Annotated in this window: 16 protein-coding genes, 2 tRNA genes and 1 pseudogene; 7 read left to right on the top strand and 12 right to left on the bottom strand. The window is 71.3% G+C overall.

Annotated elements, in window-relative coordinates; genetic code table 11:
* The first annotated feature begins 2 nt into the window (after nucleotides 1–2).
* The 5 genes and pseudogenes from J5X75_RS12475 to J5X75_RS44190 all read left to right on the top strand — a co-directional run bounded on the left by J5X75_RS12475 (nucleotide 3) and on the right by J5X75_RS44190 (nucleotide 3,668).
* On the top strand, nucleotides 3–530 hold the full coding sequence (locus J5X75_RS12475; protein WP_238487803.1) for a hypothetical protein: 528 nt from the start codon (nucleotides 3–5) through the stop codon (nucleotides 528–530).
* The gene (locus J5X75_RS12470; protein ID WP_372450868.1) at nucleotides 527–2,293 is read left to right on the top strand and encodes a replication initiator; all 1,767 of its coding nucleotides are present in this window, start codon (nucleotides 527–529) and stop codon (nucleotides 2,291–2,293) included. Before J5X75_RS12475 ends, J5X75_RS12470 begins: the two co-directional genes overlap by 4 nt.
* Nucleotides 2,290–2,490, top strand: coding sequence for a helix-turn-helix transcriptional regulator (locus J5X75_RS12465; RefSeq protein ID WP_372450867.1), 201 nt, complete (start codon nucleotides 2,290–2,292; stop codon nucleotides 2,488–2,490). The genes J5X75_RS12470 and J5X75_RS12465 overlap by 4 nt, the downstream gene beginning before the upstream one ends.
* Nucleotides 2,491–2,598: 108 nt before the next feature.
* Nucleotides 2,599–2,817, top strand: a pseudogene (locus J5X75_RS44195) (tyrosine-type recombinase/integrase); the annotation flags it as partial.
* On the top strand, nucleotides 2,814–3,668 hold the full coding sequence (locus J5X75_RS44190; RefSeq protein ID WP_307798059.1) for a tyrosine-type recombinase/integrase: 855 nt from the start codon (nucleotides 2,814–2,816) through the stop codon (nucleotides 3,666–3,668). The pseudogene J5X75_RS44195 and the gene J5X75_RS44190, both read left to right, overlap by 4 nt.
* On the opposite strand, the gene J5X75_RS12455 is transcribed toward J5X75_RS44190, so the two are convergent.
* The 3 genes from J5X75_RS12455 to J5X75_RS12445 form a co-directional block, all read right to left on the bottom strand.
* Nucleotides 3,628–3,701, bottom strand: a tRNA-Ile gene (locus J5X75_RS12455). The genes J5X75_RS44190 and J5X75_RS12455 overlap by 41 nt on opposite strands.
* A 243-nt stretch (nucleotides 3,702–3,944) precedes the next feature.
* The gene (locus J5X75_RS12450; RefSeq protein ID WP_208467510.1) at nucleotides 3,945–5,210 is read right to left on the bottom strand and encodes an NAD(P)/FAD-dependent oxidoreductase; all 1,266 of its coding nucleotides are present in this window, start codon (nucleotides 5,208–5,210) and stop codon (nucleotides 3,945–3,947) included.
* Nucleotides 5,211–5,583: 373 nt separating this feature from the next.
* Nucleotides 5,584–5,656 (bottom strand) — tRNA-Asn (locus tag J5X75_RS12445).
* Between the two features lie 236 nt (nucleotides 5,657–5,892).
* On the opposite strand from J5X75_RS12445, the gene J5X75_RS12440 reads away from it, so the two are divergent.
* Entirely contained in the window at nucleotides 5,893–6,207 is a 315-nt protein-coding gene (locus J5X75_RS12440) for a hypothetical protein (protein ID WP_208467509.1), read from the top strand.
* Nucleotides 6,208–6,256: 49 nt separating this feature from the next.
* Here J5X75_RS12440 and J5X75_RS12435 read toward each other — a convergent pair whose 3' ends face one another.
* From J5X75_RS12435 to J5X75_RS12395, 9 genes are all read right to left on the bottom strand, one after another.
* The gene (locus J5X75_RS12435; RefSeq protein WP_208467508.1) at nucleotides 6,257–7,249 is read right to left on the bottom strand and encodes an IolE/MocC family protein; all 993 of its coding nucleotides are present in this window, start codon (nucleotides 7,247–7,249) and stop codon (nucleotides 6,257–6,259) included.
* Nucleotides 7,250–7,706: 457 nt separating this feature from the next.
* The gene (locus J5X75_RS12430; protein ID WP_208467507.1) at nucleotides 7,707–8,825 is read right to left on the bottom strand and encodes a YihY/virulence factor BrkB family protein; all 1,119 of its coding nucleotides are present in this window, start codon (nucleotides 8,823–8,825) and stop codon (nucleotides 7,707–7,709) included.
* A gap of 157 nt (nucleotides 8,826–8,982) precedes the next feature.
* Nucleotides 8,983–9,795: an ABC transporter permease gene (locus J5X75_RS12425; protein ID WP_208467506.1), complete on the bottom strand. Its 813-nt coding sequence runs from the start codon at nucleotides 9,793–9,795 to the stop codon at nucleotides 8,983–8,985.
* 27 nt (nucleotides 9,796–9,822) lie between these two features.
* A complete protein-coding gene (locus J5X75_RS12420; protein WP_208467505.1) occupies nucleotides 9,823–10,581 on the bottom strand; it encodes an ABC transporter permease in 759 nt (252 codons plus the stop codon).
* 1 nt (nucleotide 10,582) lies between these two features.
* Nucleotides 10,583–11,506 carry an ABC transporter ATP-binding protein gene (locus J5X75_RS12415; protein ID WP_208467504.1) on the bottom strand — a complete coding sequence of 308 codons (924 nt, stop codon included), beginning with the start codon at nucleotides 11,504–11,506 and terminating at the stop codon, nucleotides 10,583–10,585.
* A 32-nt stretch (nucleotides 11,507–11,538) separates the two neighbouring features.
* Nucleotides 11,539–12,075: a hypothetical protein gene (locus J5X75_RS12410; protein ID WP_208467503.1), complete on the bottom strand. Its 537-nt coding sequence runs from the start codon at nucleotides 12,073–12,075 to the stop codon at nucleotides 11,539–11,541.
* Nucleotides 12,072–13,937: a DNA primase gene (dnaG, locus tag J5X75_RS12405; protein WP_208467502.1), complete on the bottom strand. Its 1,866-nt coding sequence runs from the start codon at nucleotides 13,935–13,937 to the stop codon at nucleotides 12,072–12,074. The genes J5X75_RS12410 and dnaG overlap by 4 nt, the downstream gene beginning before the upstream one ends.
* An 11-nt stretch (nucleotides 13,938–13,948) precedes the next feature.
* Nucleotides 13,949–15,160, bottom strand: coding sequence for a deoxyguanosinetriphosphate triphosphohydrolase (locus J5X75_RS12400; protein ID WP_208467501.1), 1,212 nt, complete (start codon nucleotides 15,158–15,160; stop codon nucleotides 13,949–13,951).
* Between the two features lie 31 nt (nucleotides 15,161–15,191).
* Nucleotides 15,192–15,536, bottom strand: coding sequence for a VOC family protein (locus tag J5X75_RS12395; RefSeq protein WP_208467500.1), 345 nt, complete (start codon nucleotides 15,534–15,536; stop codon nucleotides 15,192–15,194).
* Nucleotides 15,537–15,657: 121 nt separating this feature from the next.
* Between J5X75_RS12395 and J5X75_RS12390 the strand changes: the two genes are divergently transcribed.
* Entirely contained in the window at nucleotides 15,658–16,164 is a 507-nt protein-coding gene (locus J5X75_RS12390) for a DUF4388 domain-containing protein (RefSeq protein WP_208467499.1), read from the top strand.
* The last annotated feature ends 111 nt before the right edge of the window (nucleotides 16,165–16,275 follow it).

Here is a 16,275-nt window from a genome sequence, read left to right as displayed (position 1 = left end):
CCATGATCCTCACCACCGCGGCGCTGGCGGCCGGGTGGGCGTCGTTCTCCCACGTCCACGACTGGACCATGCGCCATGTCCCGTCCGGCACCCCAGACGCGTTCGGCTGGGTCAACGCCGTGATCTCCGAACTCGTCCCCGTCGCTGCCCTCCTCACCATCAAGCGACGGCGTCGGGCGGGTGCGCCGATCGGCTACCCGCTCTGTCTGCTCATCGCGGCCGGCACCCTGTCACTTGGCGCTCAGCTCGCCGTCGCTCAGCCCAGCGCTTCGGGGTGGCTGCTGTCGGCGGTACCCGCGCTGGCGTTCATGGCCTTGGTCAAGCTCGTCTTCACCGGCACACCGACCACCGCACCCGCAGAGACGCCCGCCACTGCAGCCCCGGCACCGGTGATGGCTCCGGCTCCGGCTCCGGCTCCGGCTCCGGCTCCGGCTCCGGCTCCGGCTCCGGCTCCGGCAGTGAACGCGGTACCGGTTCGGCCGGTCGCCCGGCCCAACGGGGTGCCGGTCATCGGGCAGGTGACCCGGTGACTGCACCTACTCTGATGCCCGCTCCGGTAGAGACGGTCACGCCTCGGCCGGGCTCCCGGGCCGCTCGTCTGGCCCAGCCCCGCGCCGTCGACGCGCTCAAGGATCTGGCCATCGATCACGGCGTCTGCATCCGCCCGATCGCGCTGCGGCGGACCGACCTGGCCACCGGGAAGACCGAACTCGTCGACCTACCCTGCGGCGCCACCCTCGAAGCCAAGTGCCCGCCGTGCGCGAAGCGGGCACGGCGCCTGCGGCAGGTCCAGATCCGGGAAGGCTGGCACCGGGCCGACGAACCGCTCCCCGGCCCGGCGCCGGCCACACCCCGGCAACGCGACCTCATCACCGCACGGGCACACCTAGAGTTCGAACGCGCCGCCCTCCAACTCACCGCCATGGACCCCGACCAGCGCGCGACGGAACTCGACCGCATCGACACGGCCATCGGCGCGGTCGAGCAGGAGATCGCCGCCGAAGGACTGCGGGGCAGCATCGCGCCCGGTCACGGTCGGAACGATGCCGACGACGAGGGCGGCCCGCAGCGGGTGCGGTCGACGAAACGGCGCCAGGACGTGCCCGACCTGCCCCGGCAGAAGGTGGAGGCGCGCACGGTCGGCCGCACTTACGTCGGGCCGGACGGCAAGGAGCATCGGCCGTCGATGTGGCTCACCCTCACCCTGGACAGCTACGGCCCGGTCCACTCCATCCACGCCGGGCGGCCATGCTCGTGCCGACGCTGGCACACCGAAGGTGACCCGCTGCTCGGCACCCCGGTCGACCCGGCCCGATACGACTACCGGCGGGCCGCCTGGGATGCGGTGCACTTCCCCCGGCTGCTCGACCGGTACTGGCAGAACCTGCGCCGCGCGGTCGGCTGGAACGTCCAGTACGCCGGATGCGTCGAGCCGCAACGACGCCTCGCACCGCACGCCCACTTCGCCATCCGGGGCACCATTCCCCGGACGATGCTGGAACTGGTCGCCACCGCCACCTACCACCAGGTCTGGTGGCCGCCGGCCGACCGGCTCCGCTACCCGATCGACCGACCACCGACCTGGGACACCAAAGCCGAGTGCTGGGCGGACCCGGACACCGGCCGTCCGCTCGCGACGTGGGCGGAGGCCCTGGACGCCATCGATGAGGACCCGGACGCCGAACCCGCGCACCTGGTCCGGTTCGGCGCCCAGGTCAAGGCCAAAGGCGTCGACCCGGGCACGCGGGATGCCGAGCGGACGATCGGCTACATCACCAAGTACGTGACCAAGTCCGCCGCCGACTGCCACACCACCACCAGTGACCCGCAACGCCAGCACCTCGACCGGCTCTGGCACGAACTGCGGGTCACCCCCTGCTCCGAACGCTGCTCGAACTGGCTGCTCTACGGCGTCCAGCCCAAGAAGGCGCACGGCAGGCTCCGGCCCGGCCACTGCAAGGGACGCGTGCACCAGAAGACCACCCTCGGCATCGGCGGACGGCGCGTGCTGGTCTCTCGGGACTGGTCCGGCAAGACCCTCGCCGACCACCGGGCGGACGCTCACGCCTGGGTCAAGGCGCTGCTCGGCATCACCACCGAGGAACCCGAAGCCAAGGAAAAGCCGGCCGTCGCCTGGGAGATTGCCCGACCCGACGATCCCGACTTACCCGCGCTGGAACACCGGCTTCTGCGGGCGATCTCCCAACGCATCCACCGACGAACACAGCTCAATGCCGCGAGACGCGCGGCCGACGACCACGCCCCGAACGCCCGGAAGGAGATTCATCAGTGAGGCGCGGAACTGTTCGGCAACTGCCCATCGCACCTCGACTGTGGTCGGTCGGCGACGTCTCCGACTTCCTCGGCATCCCGGTCGGCACCCTCTATCAGTGGCGCCACCGCAGCCAGGGTCCGCGCGCCCGCAAGGTCGGCCGGCACCTCCGCTATGACCCCGCCGACGTGCAGTCCTGGCTGGAAGAGGCGGCCTGATCATGAGCATCGCGAAGCGCCCCAACGGCAAGTACCGCGCCCGCTATCGAGACACCAGCGGCCGGGAACACCCGCCACTTCGACCGCAAGGCCGAGGCCGAGCGCTGGTTGAATTCGGTCAAGAACAGCATCGCCCGCGGCGAGTGGATCGATCCCGCTCTGGCCAAGGTTACGGTCGGCGACTGGACGGCCCGCTGGCTCGGCAACCAGGTGCGGCTCAAGCCCTCGACCCGGTTCCGCTACGAGGCGCTGCTGCGGAACCAGATCCTGCCGGTCTGGGAGCGCGTCCCCCTCTCGGCAGTAACCCACACCGACGTGGGCGAGTGGATCCGCCGCCTGTCCGACGCCGGTCTCGGCACCTCAACCGTTCGGCAAGCCCACCGCGTCTTCTCACTGCTGCTGGCGGAGGCGCTCCGCGACGGCCGTCTCCCCCGCAACGTGGCCACCGGCGTACGGCTCCCCCGGGTCGGCAAGGCCGAGAAGGTGTTCCTGACGCACGACCAGGTCGCCGACCTCGCCGACGCCGCCGAGCCGCACGGCCTGATCGCGCGAGTCCTCGCCTACACCGGCCTCCGCTGGGGCGAACTCGCCGCCCTCAAGGTGAAGCGGGTCGACCTGACACGGCGCCGCCTGCTGGTCGCCGAATCGATGACCGAGGTCAACGGCAAGGCCGTCTTCGGCACCCCGAAACTCACCAGCGTCGTTCGGTGCCGGTCCCCCGCTTCCTGGTCGACCCGCTCAAGGGCCAGATCACCGGCCGCGACCGTGACGAGCTGGTGTTCACGTCACCGGAGGGCGGGGTGCTGCGCAACAACAACTTCCGCCGGCGCGCCTTCGACCGCGCCGCGGAGAGCGTCGGCCTCAAGGGCCTCACCCCGCATGAACTGCGCCACACCGCCGCCAGCCTGGCCGTGGCGGAGGGCGCGAACGTCAAGGCGGTCCAGCGAATGCTGGGCCACGCCTCAGCAGCGATAACCCTGGACGTCTATGCGGACCTCTTCGAAGACGACCTCGACCAGGTCGCGGACCGCCTTGACCAGGCGGTTACCGGCCGTAGTGCGGACTATTTGCGGACCGACCACGCCGGACCGGCCTTCGACGCGGTCCGGCCGCCTGCAAAACGCCAGGCAGGGAGAGTGGGGCGGGCGGGACTCGAACCCGCGACCGAGGGATTATGAGTCCCCTGCTCTAACCCACTGAGCTACCGCCCCGTACCGGCGGCGATCCTATCCCGTGCCCCGCTCCCAAGCCTAGCGATCTATCACCGCACCAGGGATTTTCGGCAGGAGGACGGTCCGCGGCCCAGGATCGGGCCTCATGATCGGGGGCTGGAGATCCTCGATTCTCGGCACCTCCTCCTCACAGCAGCTGGGGCTTTCGGGTCCGTCCTGGGTGATGAACTCAGCGTAGTTCTCTGGACTGATGTCGCTCATTGAAACCCCCTTTATCGGGCATTACACCCCAACCCGAGCGCCGAATGACGCCAGGACTGCTCCGGCGGCGCGCCAGCCTCCGGCCATCGCGCCCTGGATGGAGGGGCTGTCGCGGTGGTCGCCGGCCACGAAGAGGCCGTCGCCGAGGTTGACCGGCTTGCGCAGCCGGGCCTGGGGCGGGTGGGCCGCGGGCAGTGCCTGCGGCACGGTGACCACGTTGAGCAGGTCCCAGTCGTCGGTCGGCGTTCCGTACATCCGGGACAGTTCGACCCGGATCACGGCCTCGGACGCACTGGAGGGCGCCGAGACGCCGACGACGGTGGCCGCGATGAGACTCTTTCCACCGGGGGCGTATTCGGGTGCGGCGTTGCTCATCACGACGGTGTTGGCGACGATCTCGCGCCGGTCGCCGTCGAGCAGGAGGATGGGCTCGTCGATGGGTGCGCGGCCGGCCCCGAAGTAGAACGTGGTGAGGCTGTGCACGTCCGGCACGGGCAGCCGGGTGGGCAGCAGGGCGGCGGCGCTGAGCGGGTCGGTGGCGACGATCACGGCCCGGCAGCGGATCTCGCCGCCCTCGGTGACGACCATGCCGGGGCCGATGGAGAGGGTCCGCGCGCCGACGAGCAGTTGCGGGAAGGGCAGCGGTCCGGCGATCGCGGCGGGCAGCGCGGCCATCCCGGCGGCCGGGACGCCGATCCGGCCGCGGGCGAAGGATCGCAGCACCATGGCGGTCACGTGGCTGGACGTCTCGAGGGAGCGGTCGGCGAACACCCCGGAGAGGAACGGCCGCAGCACCTCCTCGATCATCCGGTGGGAGAGGCCGGCGCCGCGCAGCATCGCCTGCGTGGTGGTCTCCGGCATCTCGAGCAGCCGGTCCGCCGGCAGGGTGGCGCAGCGGGTGACGAGCGCCGCGAACTTGAGCCGGTCGGCAAGGGTGCCGATTCCGGAGAGCAGGGTCTGCGGGGTGGCGAGCGGTTCGCGCAGCGGGTTCTCCAGCCGGTGCAGGCCGTGCCCGCGGCGCACCAGCACGCCGGAGGTGAACCAGCGCATGTCCAGGGCGTCCACGTCGACGAGCGCGGGCAGCCGCGGATAGGCGGTGTTGAGCACCTGGAATCCGCGGTCCATCCGCCAGCCGTCGACGACGTCGGTGGCGACCCGGCCGCCCAGCCGGTCGGAGGCCTCCATCAGGAGCCATTCGACGCCGGCCCGATCGAGCCGGCGAGCAGCGGACAGCCCGGCGAGCCCGCCGCCGACGATGACGACGTCCACCTCTACCGGCCGCGACATGTCCACCTCACAGGCTGCAATCAATGCGGAACCCAGCGTAACCGCGCATGCTGGCCCGAGCAGGGGAAAGCCCTTCAACCCCAAAACCACGCAGAGGTACGGGCATCGCGCGGCCCAACACAGAAGGATCGCCACCACGCGCTCGGTGACCTCGGTCGGGCCGCGCGAAGGAGGGGCCACGCGAAGGACGGGCCACGCGAAGGACCGGCCACACGAGGACCGACCACACGAGGGGCGGGCCACACGAACGGCGGGCCACACGAACGGCGGGCCACACGAAGGGCGTGGGCTGATCAGAGGCGGACGTCGCCGCGGCAGGGCCGGTAAACACTGATGCTCCGGACCACTGTGGTCCGGAGCATCGTCGTTACTGCTCCCCGAATAGGACTCGAACCTATAACCTGCCGGTTAACAGCCGGCTGCTCTGCCAATTGAGCTATCGGGGATTGCTCTGTCCTGCCTGCCGCCCGGTCTCCCTGGCGACGGTGAACAGACTACATGACCACCGCGGCGCCCCACCAACGGGATACCCCGTGGGCGTGGCGCCCCTCGGGCATGCCGAAACGGCGCCGCTGCGAAGTATCGCCCGGGCAGGATGAGGACGGGGGGAGTATCACCGCGCCAGGATGGGTATGCACCCCCGCAGACGCATGCGCGTCGAACAACGGAAGGAGCCGCCACCATGCGCGGAAAGCTGATGTTCCTCACCGGTCTCGCGGCGGGCTTCGTCCTGGGCAGCCGTGCCGGCCGGGAGAAGTACGAAGAGATCCGGGCCAGTGCTCAGAAGGTCTGGCAGCACCCGACGGTTCAGGAGGCCGCGGGCGTCGCCCAGGCGCAGGCCAACAAGCTCTACACGGAGGGCAAGGAGAAGCTCCAGTCCTCCAAGCTCGGCGAGAAGCTGAACACCGGCACCACCAGCTCGGACACCACGGATGAGCTGCTCGCGCCCAGTGACAGCGTCTCCGCCTCCTCGAAGGGCACCGGCACCACGTACTGACCGCCGGATAGTCGATGGGCCGCCTCGTCCGGGGCGGCCCATCGGCTGTTCAGGGGGCGGTGCAGGGCTGCTGCTCGGGCACCAGGCCGAGGGCGGTGAGTTCGGTCAGCACGTGGGCCAGGTCGGCGGCGCGCTGCTCGTCCCCGCCGGGGGTGTCGACCACGACGTACTCGGTGCGGGCGGTGTCGGCGGCGAGCAGGTGGCGCAGCACCGGTTGCCAGGCGGCGCCCGGCTCGGTGATGAGGGCGGTGATGACGGAGAGGCCGGCGTCGGTCATCCGGTCGATGCCGCTCTCCGGGGCGCGCCAGTCGCGCAGCACGGTGCTCAGGTCGAGGCAGACGCCGAGCCGGTCCTTGTCGACCCGGGTGAGTGCCGTGACGATCTGGTCCGGGCTGTCCAGCACCAGGCCGGGGCCGGGCTGGAAGCCGGAGCGGACGGCGCGGCCGACCCGCCAGGCCAGGTCGGCCAGCCCGCCGGAGAGGCGCGACAGGTGCCGCGCGCCGGCCCGCTGCCGGGTCTCGTCCCACTCGTCGGCACGGCCGAGCCCGTACGTGCAGACGGCGCCGCGGACCTCCTCGGCCGGGAGCAGGTCGACCAGGATCCGGGCCAGGTCGAGGGTGTGCCGGAGGCGGGCCGGCTCGCTCCAGTCGGCCTCGGGCCCGTCCTCGCCGGCCTCCGCGCCGACGCCGCCGGGCCCGGAAACGCCGGGCCCGGAGACACCAGGTCCGGAGACACCGGGCCCGGAGGCACCAGGTCCGGAAACGCCGGGTCCGGAGGCACCGCTCAGCGTTACGACTTCGAGCCCGCGGGCGTCGAGGTCGGTACGCAGCCGGGTCCGGGCGCGCCCGTCCTCGGCGAGGGCGGCGGCGAGACGGTACGACAGCCGGAGCGCGACGGTGAGCGCCCCGGTGCCGAAGTGTCCGCGGAGTGCGGTGTTGGCCGCCTCGAGCCGCCCGACGACGGACGCCGGATCCTGCACGTGGTCTAGGCTGATGCCGCAGCTGAGATGCACGATCCGGCCGGAGGGATGTCGCAGCCGCATCAATTTCCTCCCCGGACGAGGTCACCCGTGCAGGTGCACGTGCATTCGCACGCGCCGACCGTTCCAGTATGGACCATGTCCGTGCCTGGACCCGATCGCCCGATCTGACGGTGCCGGGGTCTCATGCCGCCTCCATCCGTGGAACACCTGCCCTCGGATACGAGCCTGCGCCGTGAGACGGATCACCGGCGCACCCGCCGTGCGACGCGGCCACCAGCCACAACATGATCGAAAGCGGCCGCACCCATCGATTGATGCAGATCTTTAAGACTGGGGTGACCAGCGAGTAGCCGCTCGCGGACCGTCACGGAGAGGCATTGTCGGTCAGCCGGCTTGTTCAGATTATGATCAAACGGACATGCAATAGTCGGCTGCCCGTGCGTCCGCCGCGTGCCGAGGCACGACGGTGCGGATGCACGAGGCGACTGCTCGCGCATCCGCACCGCGGACGGGTGATTCAGCGCTGACTCAGGCCGTGCTCGCTGCCCTTCTTGAGCTTGCGGGTGTCCCGCAGTTCCAGGAACGGCTCCTCGTCGGCCGGGTGCCCGGCCGCGATGGCCCGGCCCCGCTCCAGCTCCGCGTCGAGTTCGGCGCCGAGCAGGATCGCCATGTTCGAGATCCACAGCCAGACCAGGAAGGCGATGACACCGCCGAGCGTGCCGTACGTCGCGTTGTAGTTGGCGAAGTTGGCCAGGTAGATCGCGAACGCGGCGGAGGCGGCCACCCACAGCACCACGGCGAAGATGCCGCCCGGGCTGACCCAGCGGAAGCCGCCGGTCCGGGCGTTCGGCGAGGCCCAGTAGAGGACCGCGAACATCAGGCTGACCAGCATCACGAGGACCGGCCACTTGACGACGTTCCAGGTGGTGACGGCCACCCCGCCCATCCCGAGCATCTCGCCGACCACGCGGGACAGCTCACCCGTAAAGATCACGATGGCGGCCGAGGCGATCAGCATGACGCCGACGACCGCGGTGACGCCGACCCGGATCGGCAGCGTCTTCCAGATCGGCCGGCCCTCCGGCACGTCGTAGATCGAGTTCGACGCGCGCATGAACGCGGCGATGTATCCCGACGCCGACCAGAACGCCACCACGACACCGATGAGCGCGGCCAGCCCGGCCTTGCCGGTGCCCTGCACCTGGTTGAGCACCAGGTCGACGAACTCCTGCGCCTGCTGGCTGGGGGCGAGATCGCTGACCGCGTCCCGGACCGTCTGCTGGCCGTCGTTGCCGAGCATGCCGAGCAGCGACACGATCACCAGCAGGCCCGGGAAGATCGACAGGACGCCGTAGTAGGTCAGCGCGGCCGCCCAGTCCGAGATGTTGTCCTCGGAGAACTGCTTGAAGGTGCGTTTGAGGGCGGCGACGATGCCCTTGCCCCGCAACTCGAGCGGGCTGTCCGGGCCGGCGTCCGGCCCGGGGGCGGACAGATCCCGGTCGCGGTCCTCAGCTGTCCGGGCGGTCGTCGCGGCGGCCACGTCGTAATCGGCGGTGCCCTGCCGGCGCGCCTCGGACGCCGCACGGTCCTCGGTGGGGGAAGCGGCCTGCTCGTCGGCCTTGTGGAACAGTTTCATGGCGGGGTCCCTCCGGGCATCAGCGATGGCTCCCGGCCGGTCCACCCACCGTGTCCCCGTCATGGTGAGCACGGACGGCCTGTGCATCTGTTGCCCGCCGGAGGGTCGCGTTAACCGTCCGTGGCGGGGCGCGACCCGAAGGGGACGCGCCCCACGGTCAGCGGCAGAGCAGCCGCTCCATCCGGCGGCCCGCGATGAGCAGGCCGGCGCCCGTCATCGCCAGCAGGTAGAGCACGTCCACCACCTGGACCGGGCCCAGCGTGCCGATGCTGATGCCACGGATCAGGTCGACCGCGCGGTACAGCGGGGTGACCTCCACCAGCCACCGCAGCACCGGAGGGTAGGTGGTGGCGGGGACGAACGTGCCGGAGAACAGGAACAGGGCGAACTGCCCGGCGCCGATCATGTCGAAGTCCTGCCAGCCGCGGATCAGCGTGGAGATGGTCATGCCAAGCGCCCCGAAGGCGAAACCGACCAGGACCGCGGCCGGGAAGGCCAGCAGCGCCCGGGCCGGGGTGGTCAGGTCCAGCAGCACCATGATCACCAGGAAGGCGGCCGAATACACACTGCCGCGCAGCATGGCCCAGGACAGCTCGCCGAGCGCGATCTCGATGGGCCGCACGGGCGTGGCGAGCATGCCCTCGTACAGCCGCATGAACTTCATCTTCCCGAAGAAGTTGAAGGTCGTCTCGGACAGCGCCCCGCTCATCGCCGACGACGCCAGCATGGCCGGGGCCACGAACTCCGCATAACCGATCGTGCGGCCGCCGGGCAGGGCGATCTCCCCGACCAGCCCGCCCACCCCGACCCCGATGGAGAACAGGTAGAGCACCGGCTCCAGCAGCCCGCCGAGCATGACCAGCCAGTACGCCGTCTTCAGCGCGTCGACGTTGCGCTGGGCGACCGAGGCCGACCGGCGCGCGGCGCCCTCGAGGCCCACCAGCCGGCGGGGCAGCACCAACGTCAGCACGATCGCACGCACCTCTCGGACGTCATCTCAGATCACCAACCGGCCGCGGTAGCGCCAGTGCGCCAGGAACCACCCGGCCACACCCCACGCCACCAGGTAGAGCGCCTGCCACACGGCCCCGGGCCCGGGGTCGATCCCGAGGGTGGCGGCGCGGCACAGGTCGACGCCGTGCCAGAGGGGCAACACGAACGCCACCCAGCGCAGCACCTCGGGCAGCGACTCGATCGGGAAGAACACCCCGGAGAACAGCGACATCGGCAGCACCGCGAAGCGGATGAGGATCGCCAGGTACATATCGGTGGACACCGACGCCGTGTACGCGGCCACCGGGGCGGCCACGGCCAGCGCGAGCAGCAGCGCGATCGGCAGGACGGCCAGCGCCCACGGCGACCGCAGTGCCCCGAAGAGGGCCGCGACCAGCAGGAACGCCATCACGCTGGTGAGCACCCGGAACAGCATGAAGGCGAGGTGCCCGCCGAGGATGTCGGCGACCCGCAGCGGCGCGGCGGACTGCGCGAAGTAGGTCTTCACCCACTCGAAGGAACTCAGCACCGGCCAGGTGGACTCGCCGATCGCGCCCTGCACGGCGGTCGAGGCGATCAGGCCCGGCACCATCCACGGGAGATAGTCGACGCCCTCGACGCCGCCGGTCACGTAGGCGCCGACGCCGACCCCGAACCCGAGCATGGTCAGCAGCGGCAGCACCAGGGAGGAGAGCACACTGGCCCGCCACGTGCGCCGGTAGTTGACCAGGTGGTACTCCATCACCTGCAGCGAAGGGGTCATCTCAGTCCACCAGGGTCCGGCCGGTGAGGTGCAGGAACACGTCCTCCAGGCTGCTGCGCCGGACCAGGGCGCTGGCCGGGCTCAGCGAGCGCCGGTGCACCTCGGCCAGGGCGTCGTCGCCGTCACCGACATAGAGCAGGATCCGGTCGGGCAGGACCTCGGCGCGGTCGCCGATGCCGGCGAGCTTGTCCGCATACCCGCTCTGGTCGTCGGTGGGGAAGCGCAGCTCGACCACCTCGCGGGTGGAGTGGGTCTCGATGAGCGCCCGGGGCGAGCCCTCGGCCACGATCCGGCCGCCGTCCATCACCACGAGCCGGTCGCAGAGCTGCTCCGCCTCGTCCATGTAGTGGGTGGTCAGCACCAGGGTGACGCCCTGCTGCTTGAGCCGGAACAGCCGCTCCCACACCAGGTGGCGGGCCTGCGGGTCGAGGCCGGTGGTGGGCTCGTCGAGCAGCACCAGATCGGGCTCGTTGACCAGCGCGCGGGCGATGGTGAGCCGCCGTTTCATCCCGCCGGAGAGCGGCTCGACCCGGCTGTCGGCGCGCTCGCTGAGCTGGACGAAGTCGAGCAGCTCGTCGGCCCGGGCGCGGGCCACCCGGCGCGGGATGCCGAAGAACCGGGCGTACGTCGTCAGGTTCTCCCGGACGGTCAGCTCGGGGTCGAGGTTGTCCAGCTGGGGGCAGACGCCCAGCCGGGCCCGGATCCGTGGCCCGTCCCGGCGCGGATCCATCCCGAGGATCCGGAGCACGCCGTCGGTGGGTGGGGAGACACAGCCGATCATGCGCATGGTGGAGCTCTTGCCCGCGCCGTTGGGCCCGAGGAAGCCGAACGCCTCACCGGCCCGCACGTCGACGTCGATGCCGTCGACCGCGGTGAAGCCCTCGAACCGTTTGATCAAGCCACGCGCGTGGATGAGCGAGTTCACGCCCCGACCCTACGGGTGGGGTACGACAGATTTCAGTCCCTGGGATCGGTCGCCGAGCGGGCCGCCCCGACCAGGTCGCCGGTGGCCTCGACGGTCTCCGGGGAGTCCGCGGGCGTACCCGAGTCGTAGCGGACCGCCCAGCTCAGCCCGTCGCGCCCGGCGACCCGGCGGCCGACCACCCGGACCGCGCCCCCGGGCAGCGGGTGATAGGTCGTGTACGCCACCGAGCGGGTCACCCTGGTCCGCACCTGGTCCGGCAGCTCGCCCGGCTCGAGCAGCAGGAACGACACCTCGGGGCCGTCCACCAGCACGGTGTAGCCGTCGCGTTCGGCCAGCACCTCGGCCGGGGTGATCCGCAGCTCCCGCCCGGACCAGACGGCCTTGTGGATCTCGTGCCAGCCGAGCCGCTCGACCGCCGACGGCAGCCAGAGCCCGTGGTTCGTGGCGACCACCACGTCCTCCGTCCCGGCCACGTCGCCGGCCGCGGACCAGGCCAGGATCCGCTCCTCGGCGGCCAGCGGGGGCCGCAGGCGGGCCGGGAGCACGGGTCGCCGTCGGAAGAGCTTCACAGTCCACCTGCCGCCTGGTCACGCAGGGCCCGTGCCTGCTGTTCGAGCGAGAAGAGCTCCCCGGCCAGAGCCAGGTACTGGTCCTTGTTGGCGACCGGGTTCAGTCGCTGCACCTTCGACTTGAGGTCGCGGATGCGGGTGGCGAGCGCCCCGCCCTGGAGCCGGGCCAGGGTGACCTGGACGTAGTACGGGTCGGCCTGGCCGTCCACGTACAGCGGCTCCACGGCCAGCTCGCTGACCAGCATCTGGCCGCCCATGTCGGGGCAGGCGTCGCGGACCTTCTCGATCCAGACGACGCCGCCGGTGGACGAGGCGGCGCCACCGGCCTGGGTGATCGCCTCCCGGACGGTCTGCAACACCTGGTCGCCGTAGTTCTCCGGGCCGACCGCGTCGAACATCGGCCCGGCCAGCACCGGCTCCTGGAGGGCCAGTTTCAGCGCCTCCCGCTCGACCAGGCGCTGCGGCGAGTCGGCCGCCGCCTGCTGCCGGGTGGTGGCCCGTGGTTCGGCCTGCTCACCGCGCAGCGCGTTGTTCACCGCCCGCTGCACCGGGTCCAGGTCCATGCCGAGGTCGCCGGCGAGCTTGCGCGCGTACTCCGGGCGTTTCTCCCGGTCTTTGATCTTGGCGACCAACGGCGCCGCGCGGCGCATCGCCTCGACGCGGCCCTCGACGGTGTCCAGATCGTAGCGGGAGATGGTCTGCCGCAGCGCGAAGTCGACCAGCGGCTCCCGGCCCGCGATCATGTCGCGGACCGCCAGGTCACCGCGGGCCAGGCGCAGCTCGCAGGGGTCCATGTTGTCCGGCGAGACGGCGATGAACGTCCGCCCGACGAAACGCTGGTCCTCCTCGAAGGCGCGCAGCGCCGCCTTCTGCCCGGCCGCGTCGCCGTCGAAGGTGTAGATGATCTCGCCGGTGAAGCTGTCGCTGTCCATCAGCAGGCGCCGCAGCACCTGGATGTGATCCACGCCGAAGGCGGTGCCGCAGGTCGCCACGGCGGTCGGCTCACCGGCCTCGTGGCAGGCCATCACGTCGGTGTAGCCCTCGACGATCACCGCCCGGCCCCGCTTGGCGATCTCCCGTTTCGCGTGGTCGATGCCGTAGAGGACGTGCGACTTCTTGTAGATCGGCGTCTCCGGGGTGTTCAGGTACTTCGGGCCGTCGTCGTCGTCGAACAGCTTGCGGGCGCCGAACCCGATCACGTCGCCGCCGAGATCCCGGATCGGCCAGAGCAGCCGGCGCCGGAACCGGTCGATCAGCGAGCCGGAGCGGGCCGGTTTGGCCAGCCCGGCGGTGGTCAGCTCCTCCGCGGTGAAGCCCTTGAGACGCAGGTGCTTGCTGAGCGCGTCCCAGCTGTCGGGGGCGAAGCCGCACCCGTACCGTTCCGCGGTGTCCCGGCCGAAACCCCGCTCGGCCAGGAACTCGCGCGCCTTGCGCGCCCCCGGCGAACCGAGCTGGTCGCGGTAGAACTCGACGGCGGCGGCGTGCGCGGCGATGAGCCGCTGCCGCTGGCCGGTCTGCGGGCGCGGGCCGGCCGGAGCACCCGGTTCGGTGTCGTAGCGCAGCTGGATGCCGGCCTTGCCGGCCAGGCGCTCCACCGACTCGATGAACGACAGGTGCTCGGCGTCCATCAGGAACTTGATCGCGTCGCCGCCCTGCCCGCAACCGTGGCAGAAGTAGACGTTACGGGCCGGTGAGACGTTGAACGACGGCGTCTTCTCGTCGTGGAAGGGGCACAGCCCCTTGAGATTGCCGCCGCCCGCCGACCGTAGGGTGACCGTATCGCTGATCACCTCGACGATCGAGGTCCGGTCCCGGACCAGTGCGATGTCCTCGTCCTTGACCCTGCCCGCCACGGCATACATCCTGCCTCGCGCTACCGGCGGCCCGCCAGCAGGGTCCGGTGCCACGCCACCGCGGCGTGGTCGGTGAGCGACGCGACCTGGTCGATCACCACGCGCAGTGCCGCGGCGTCGTCCGCGGCGGCCGCGAAAAGCGGCCGGAAGAGCGGATCCAACCTCTCCGGGGTACGGGTGAGCGCCTCCACCAGCTCGATGAGGATGGTCCGCTGCTGCTCGTACCAGTCCTCGGCGGCCCGGGTACGCATCACGTAGCGCAGCGCCATGCCCTTGAGCAGCGCGCACTGGTCCCGGACGGTACGCGGGACGATCAGGTCGGCGTCGTACCGGCGCAGCGGCCCGGCGCCGTGCCGGCTCTGGGTGGCGCCCACCGCCGAGGCGACGAACCGGCCGGTCAGCACGCTGGTCATGCGCTTGAGGGCGACCAGGGACCGGTACGAGCCGTCGTAGCCGCGGACGCCCGCCACGGCCGGGTCGGCGAGCAGCCGGTCGAGAGCGGCGGCCAGCTCGCCGGGCGTCTCGGTGGAGTAGGTGGCGGCCACGTCGGCGCAGAGCTCGGCCCGCTCCCCCGCGTCGCGCAGCGTGTCCAGGTCGATGTAGCCGCCGTGCACCCCGTCCTCGACGTCGTGCACCGAGTAGGCGACGTCGTCGGCCCAGTCCATGACCTGGGCCTCCAGGCAGCGGCGCTCGTCGGTGCGCCCGTCGCGCAGCCAATCGAAGACCGGGCGGTCGTCGGCGTACACCCCGAACTTGCGGTAGCCGGGTTTGCGGAACCACGGGTACTTGGAGCAGGCGTCCAGGGTGGCCCGGGTCAGGTTGAGGCCGGCGCCGGGCTCCTTCGCCTCCAGGCGGGTGATCACCCGAAGGGTCTGCGCGTTGCCCTCGAAGCCGCCGCACGGCCCGGCGACCGCGTCCAGGGCCGCCTCGCCGTTGTGCCCGAAGGGTGGGTGCCCCAGGTCGTGGGCCAGGCCGGCGACGTCCACCACGTCCGGGTCGCAGCCCAGCCGGGCGCCCATCTCCCGGGAGATCTGCGCGACCTCCAGCGAGTGGGTGAGCCGGGTACGCAGGAAGTCGTCCGACCCGGCGGTGTGCACCTGGGTCTTCGCGGCGAGCCGGCGGAACGCGGCCGAGTGCAGCACCCGGGCGCGGTCGCGCTGGTACGGCGTGCGACCGTACCCGCTGTCCTTGGCGGGCTCGGCTGCCCACCGCTGAGCGTCGGCGGCCGTCATGATCCCCACCCTAAGCCGGATGACCGCCGGGTCAGGCGCTCAGCACGCAGAACTCGTTGCCCTCCGGGTCGGCCAGCACCACCCAGGGCACCTCCACCTGACCGACGTCGACCGGGCGGGCGCCCATCCCGACGAGCCGTTCCACCTCGGCCGCCTGATCGTCCGGGCGCAGGTCGAGGTGCAGCCGGTTCTTGTGCCGCTTGACGTCGGGGCTCACACCGAACAGCAGTCCTGGCAGCTCATCGGGGGTGCGACGGATCTCCACCTCGTCCGGGGTCTCGTGCACGATCACGTAATCGAGCGCCTCGGCCCACCATCGGGCCAGCCGCGCCGGGTCCGCGCAGTCCACCACGACCTGCTCCCACCGACTGGGCATCCTGCCTCCCGGGATCGACAGATGGCGATCATGTTACGCGACCCGGGCGGGTGAACCGGGACGAAACAGCGCACCGTGCGTGCGACGACGTCACTCGATGATTGCCTCAGGATGACAATCCGTGATTCCTGGTTCACCGGCGACCGCATCGATGCGGCGCCTGCTCACCGAACTGGGCGAGTCCGGCCGGACCGGCGCGCTGCACATCGGCGGCGTGCCGGGTGGGGTGCTCTACCTGATCACCGGCCGCATCTCGTACGCCGAGTCGCCCGCCTGCCCGGGTCTCGGCGAACGGCTGGTGTCGTCCGGCCGGCTCGCCCGACAGACCTGGCGGGCCGTGTACGCGGAGGGCCGCGGCGGCCACCGGGTCGGCCGGGTGCTGCTGCGTGACGGCTGGCTCGGCCGCAACGAACTGTCCCTGCGGGTGGCGACGGTCATCGCCGACGCCGCCCACGTGCTGTTGCAGCAGGCCGACGCGCCGGCCCACTTCGTACCCGGCGAGCGGCACTGGCTGGGCGAGGTGCCCGGCGTGGAACTCGGCTCGCCGGGCCATCTCACCGCGGCCCGGCTGCGTGCCGTGCCCGGTCCACGGCGGCCCCGGAAACGGGTCACCGCCACCGGACCATGACGCACAGAACGTGCGACTTGTACTCGCACGGTCACCGGAGGATGGCCCACGGTGGCGGACGGGAAGGTCTGACCGCCGACCGCAACGCTGAGGAGTGAAGTGCCCGGCGTC

Source organism: Actinoplanes flavus, assembly GCF_017592555.1.
Classification (GTDB): domain Bacteria; phylum Actinomycetota; class Actinomycetes; order Mycobacteriales; family Micromonosporaceae; genus Actinoplanes; species Actinoplanes flavus.
Note: the sequence above shows the minus strand (reverse complement) of the source record. Positions and strands in the feature narration are given on the sequence as shown.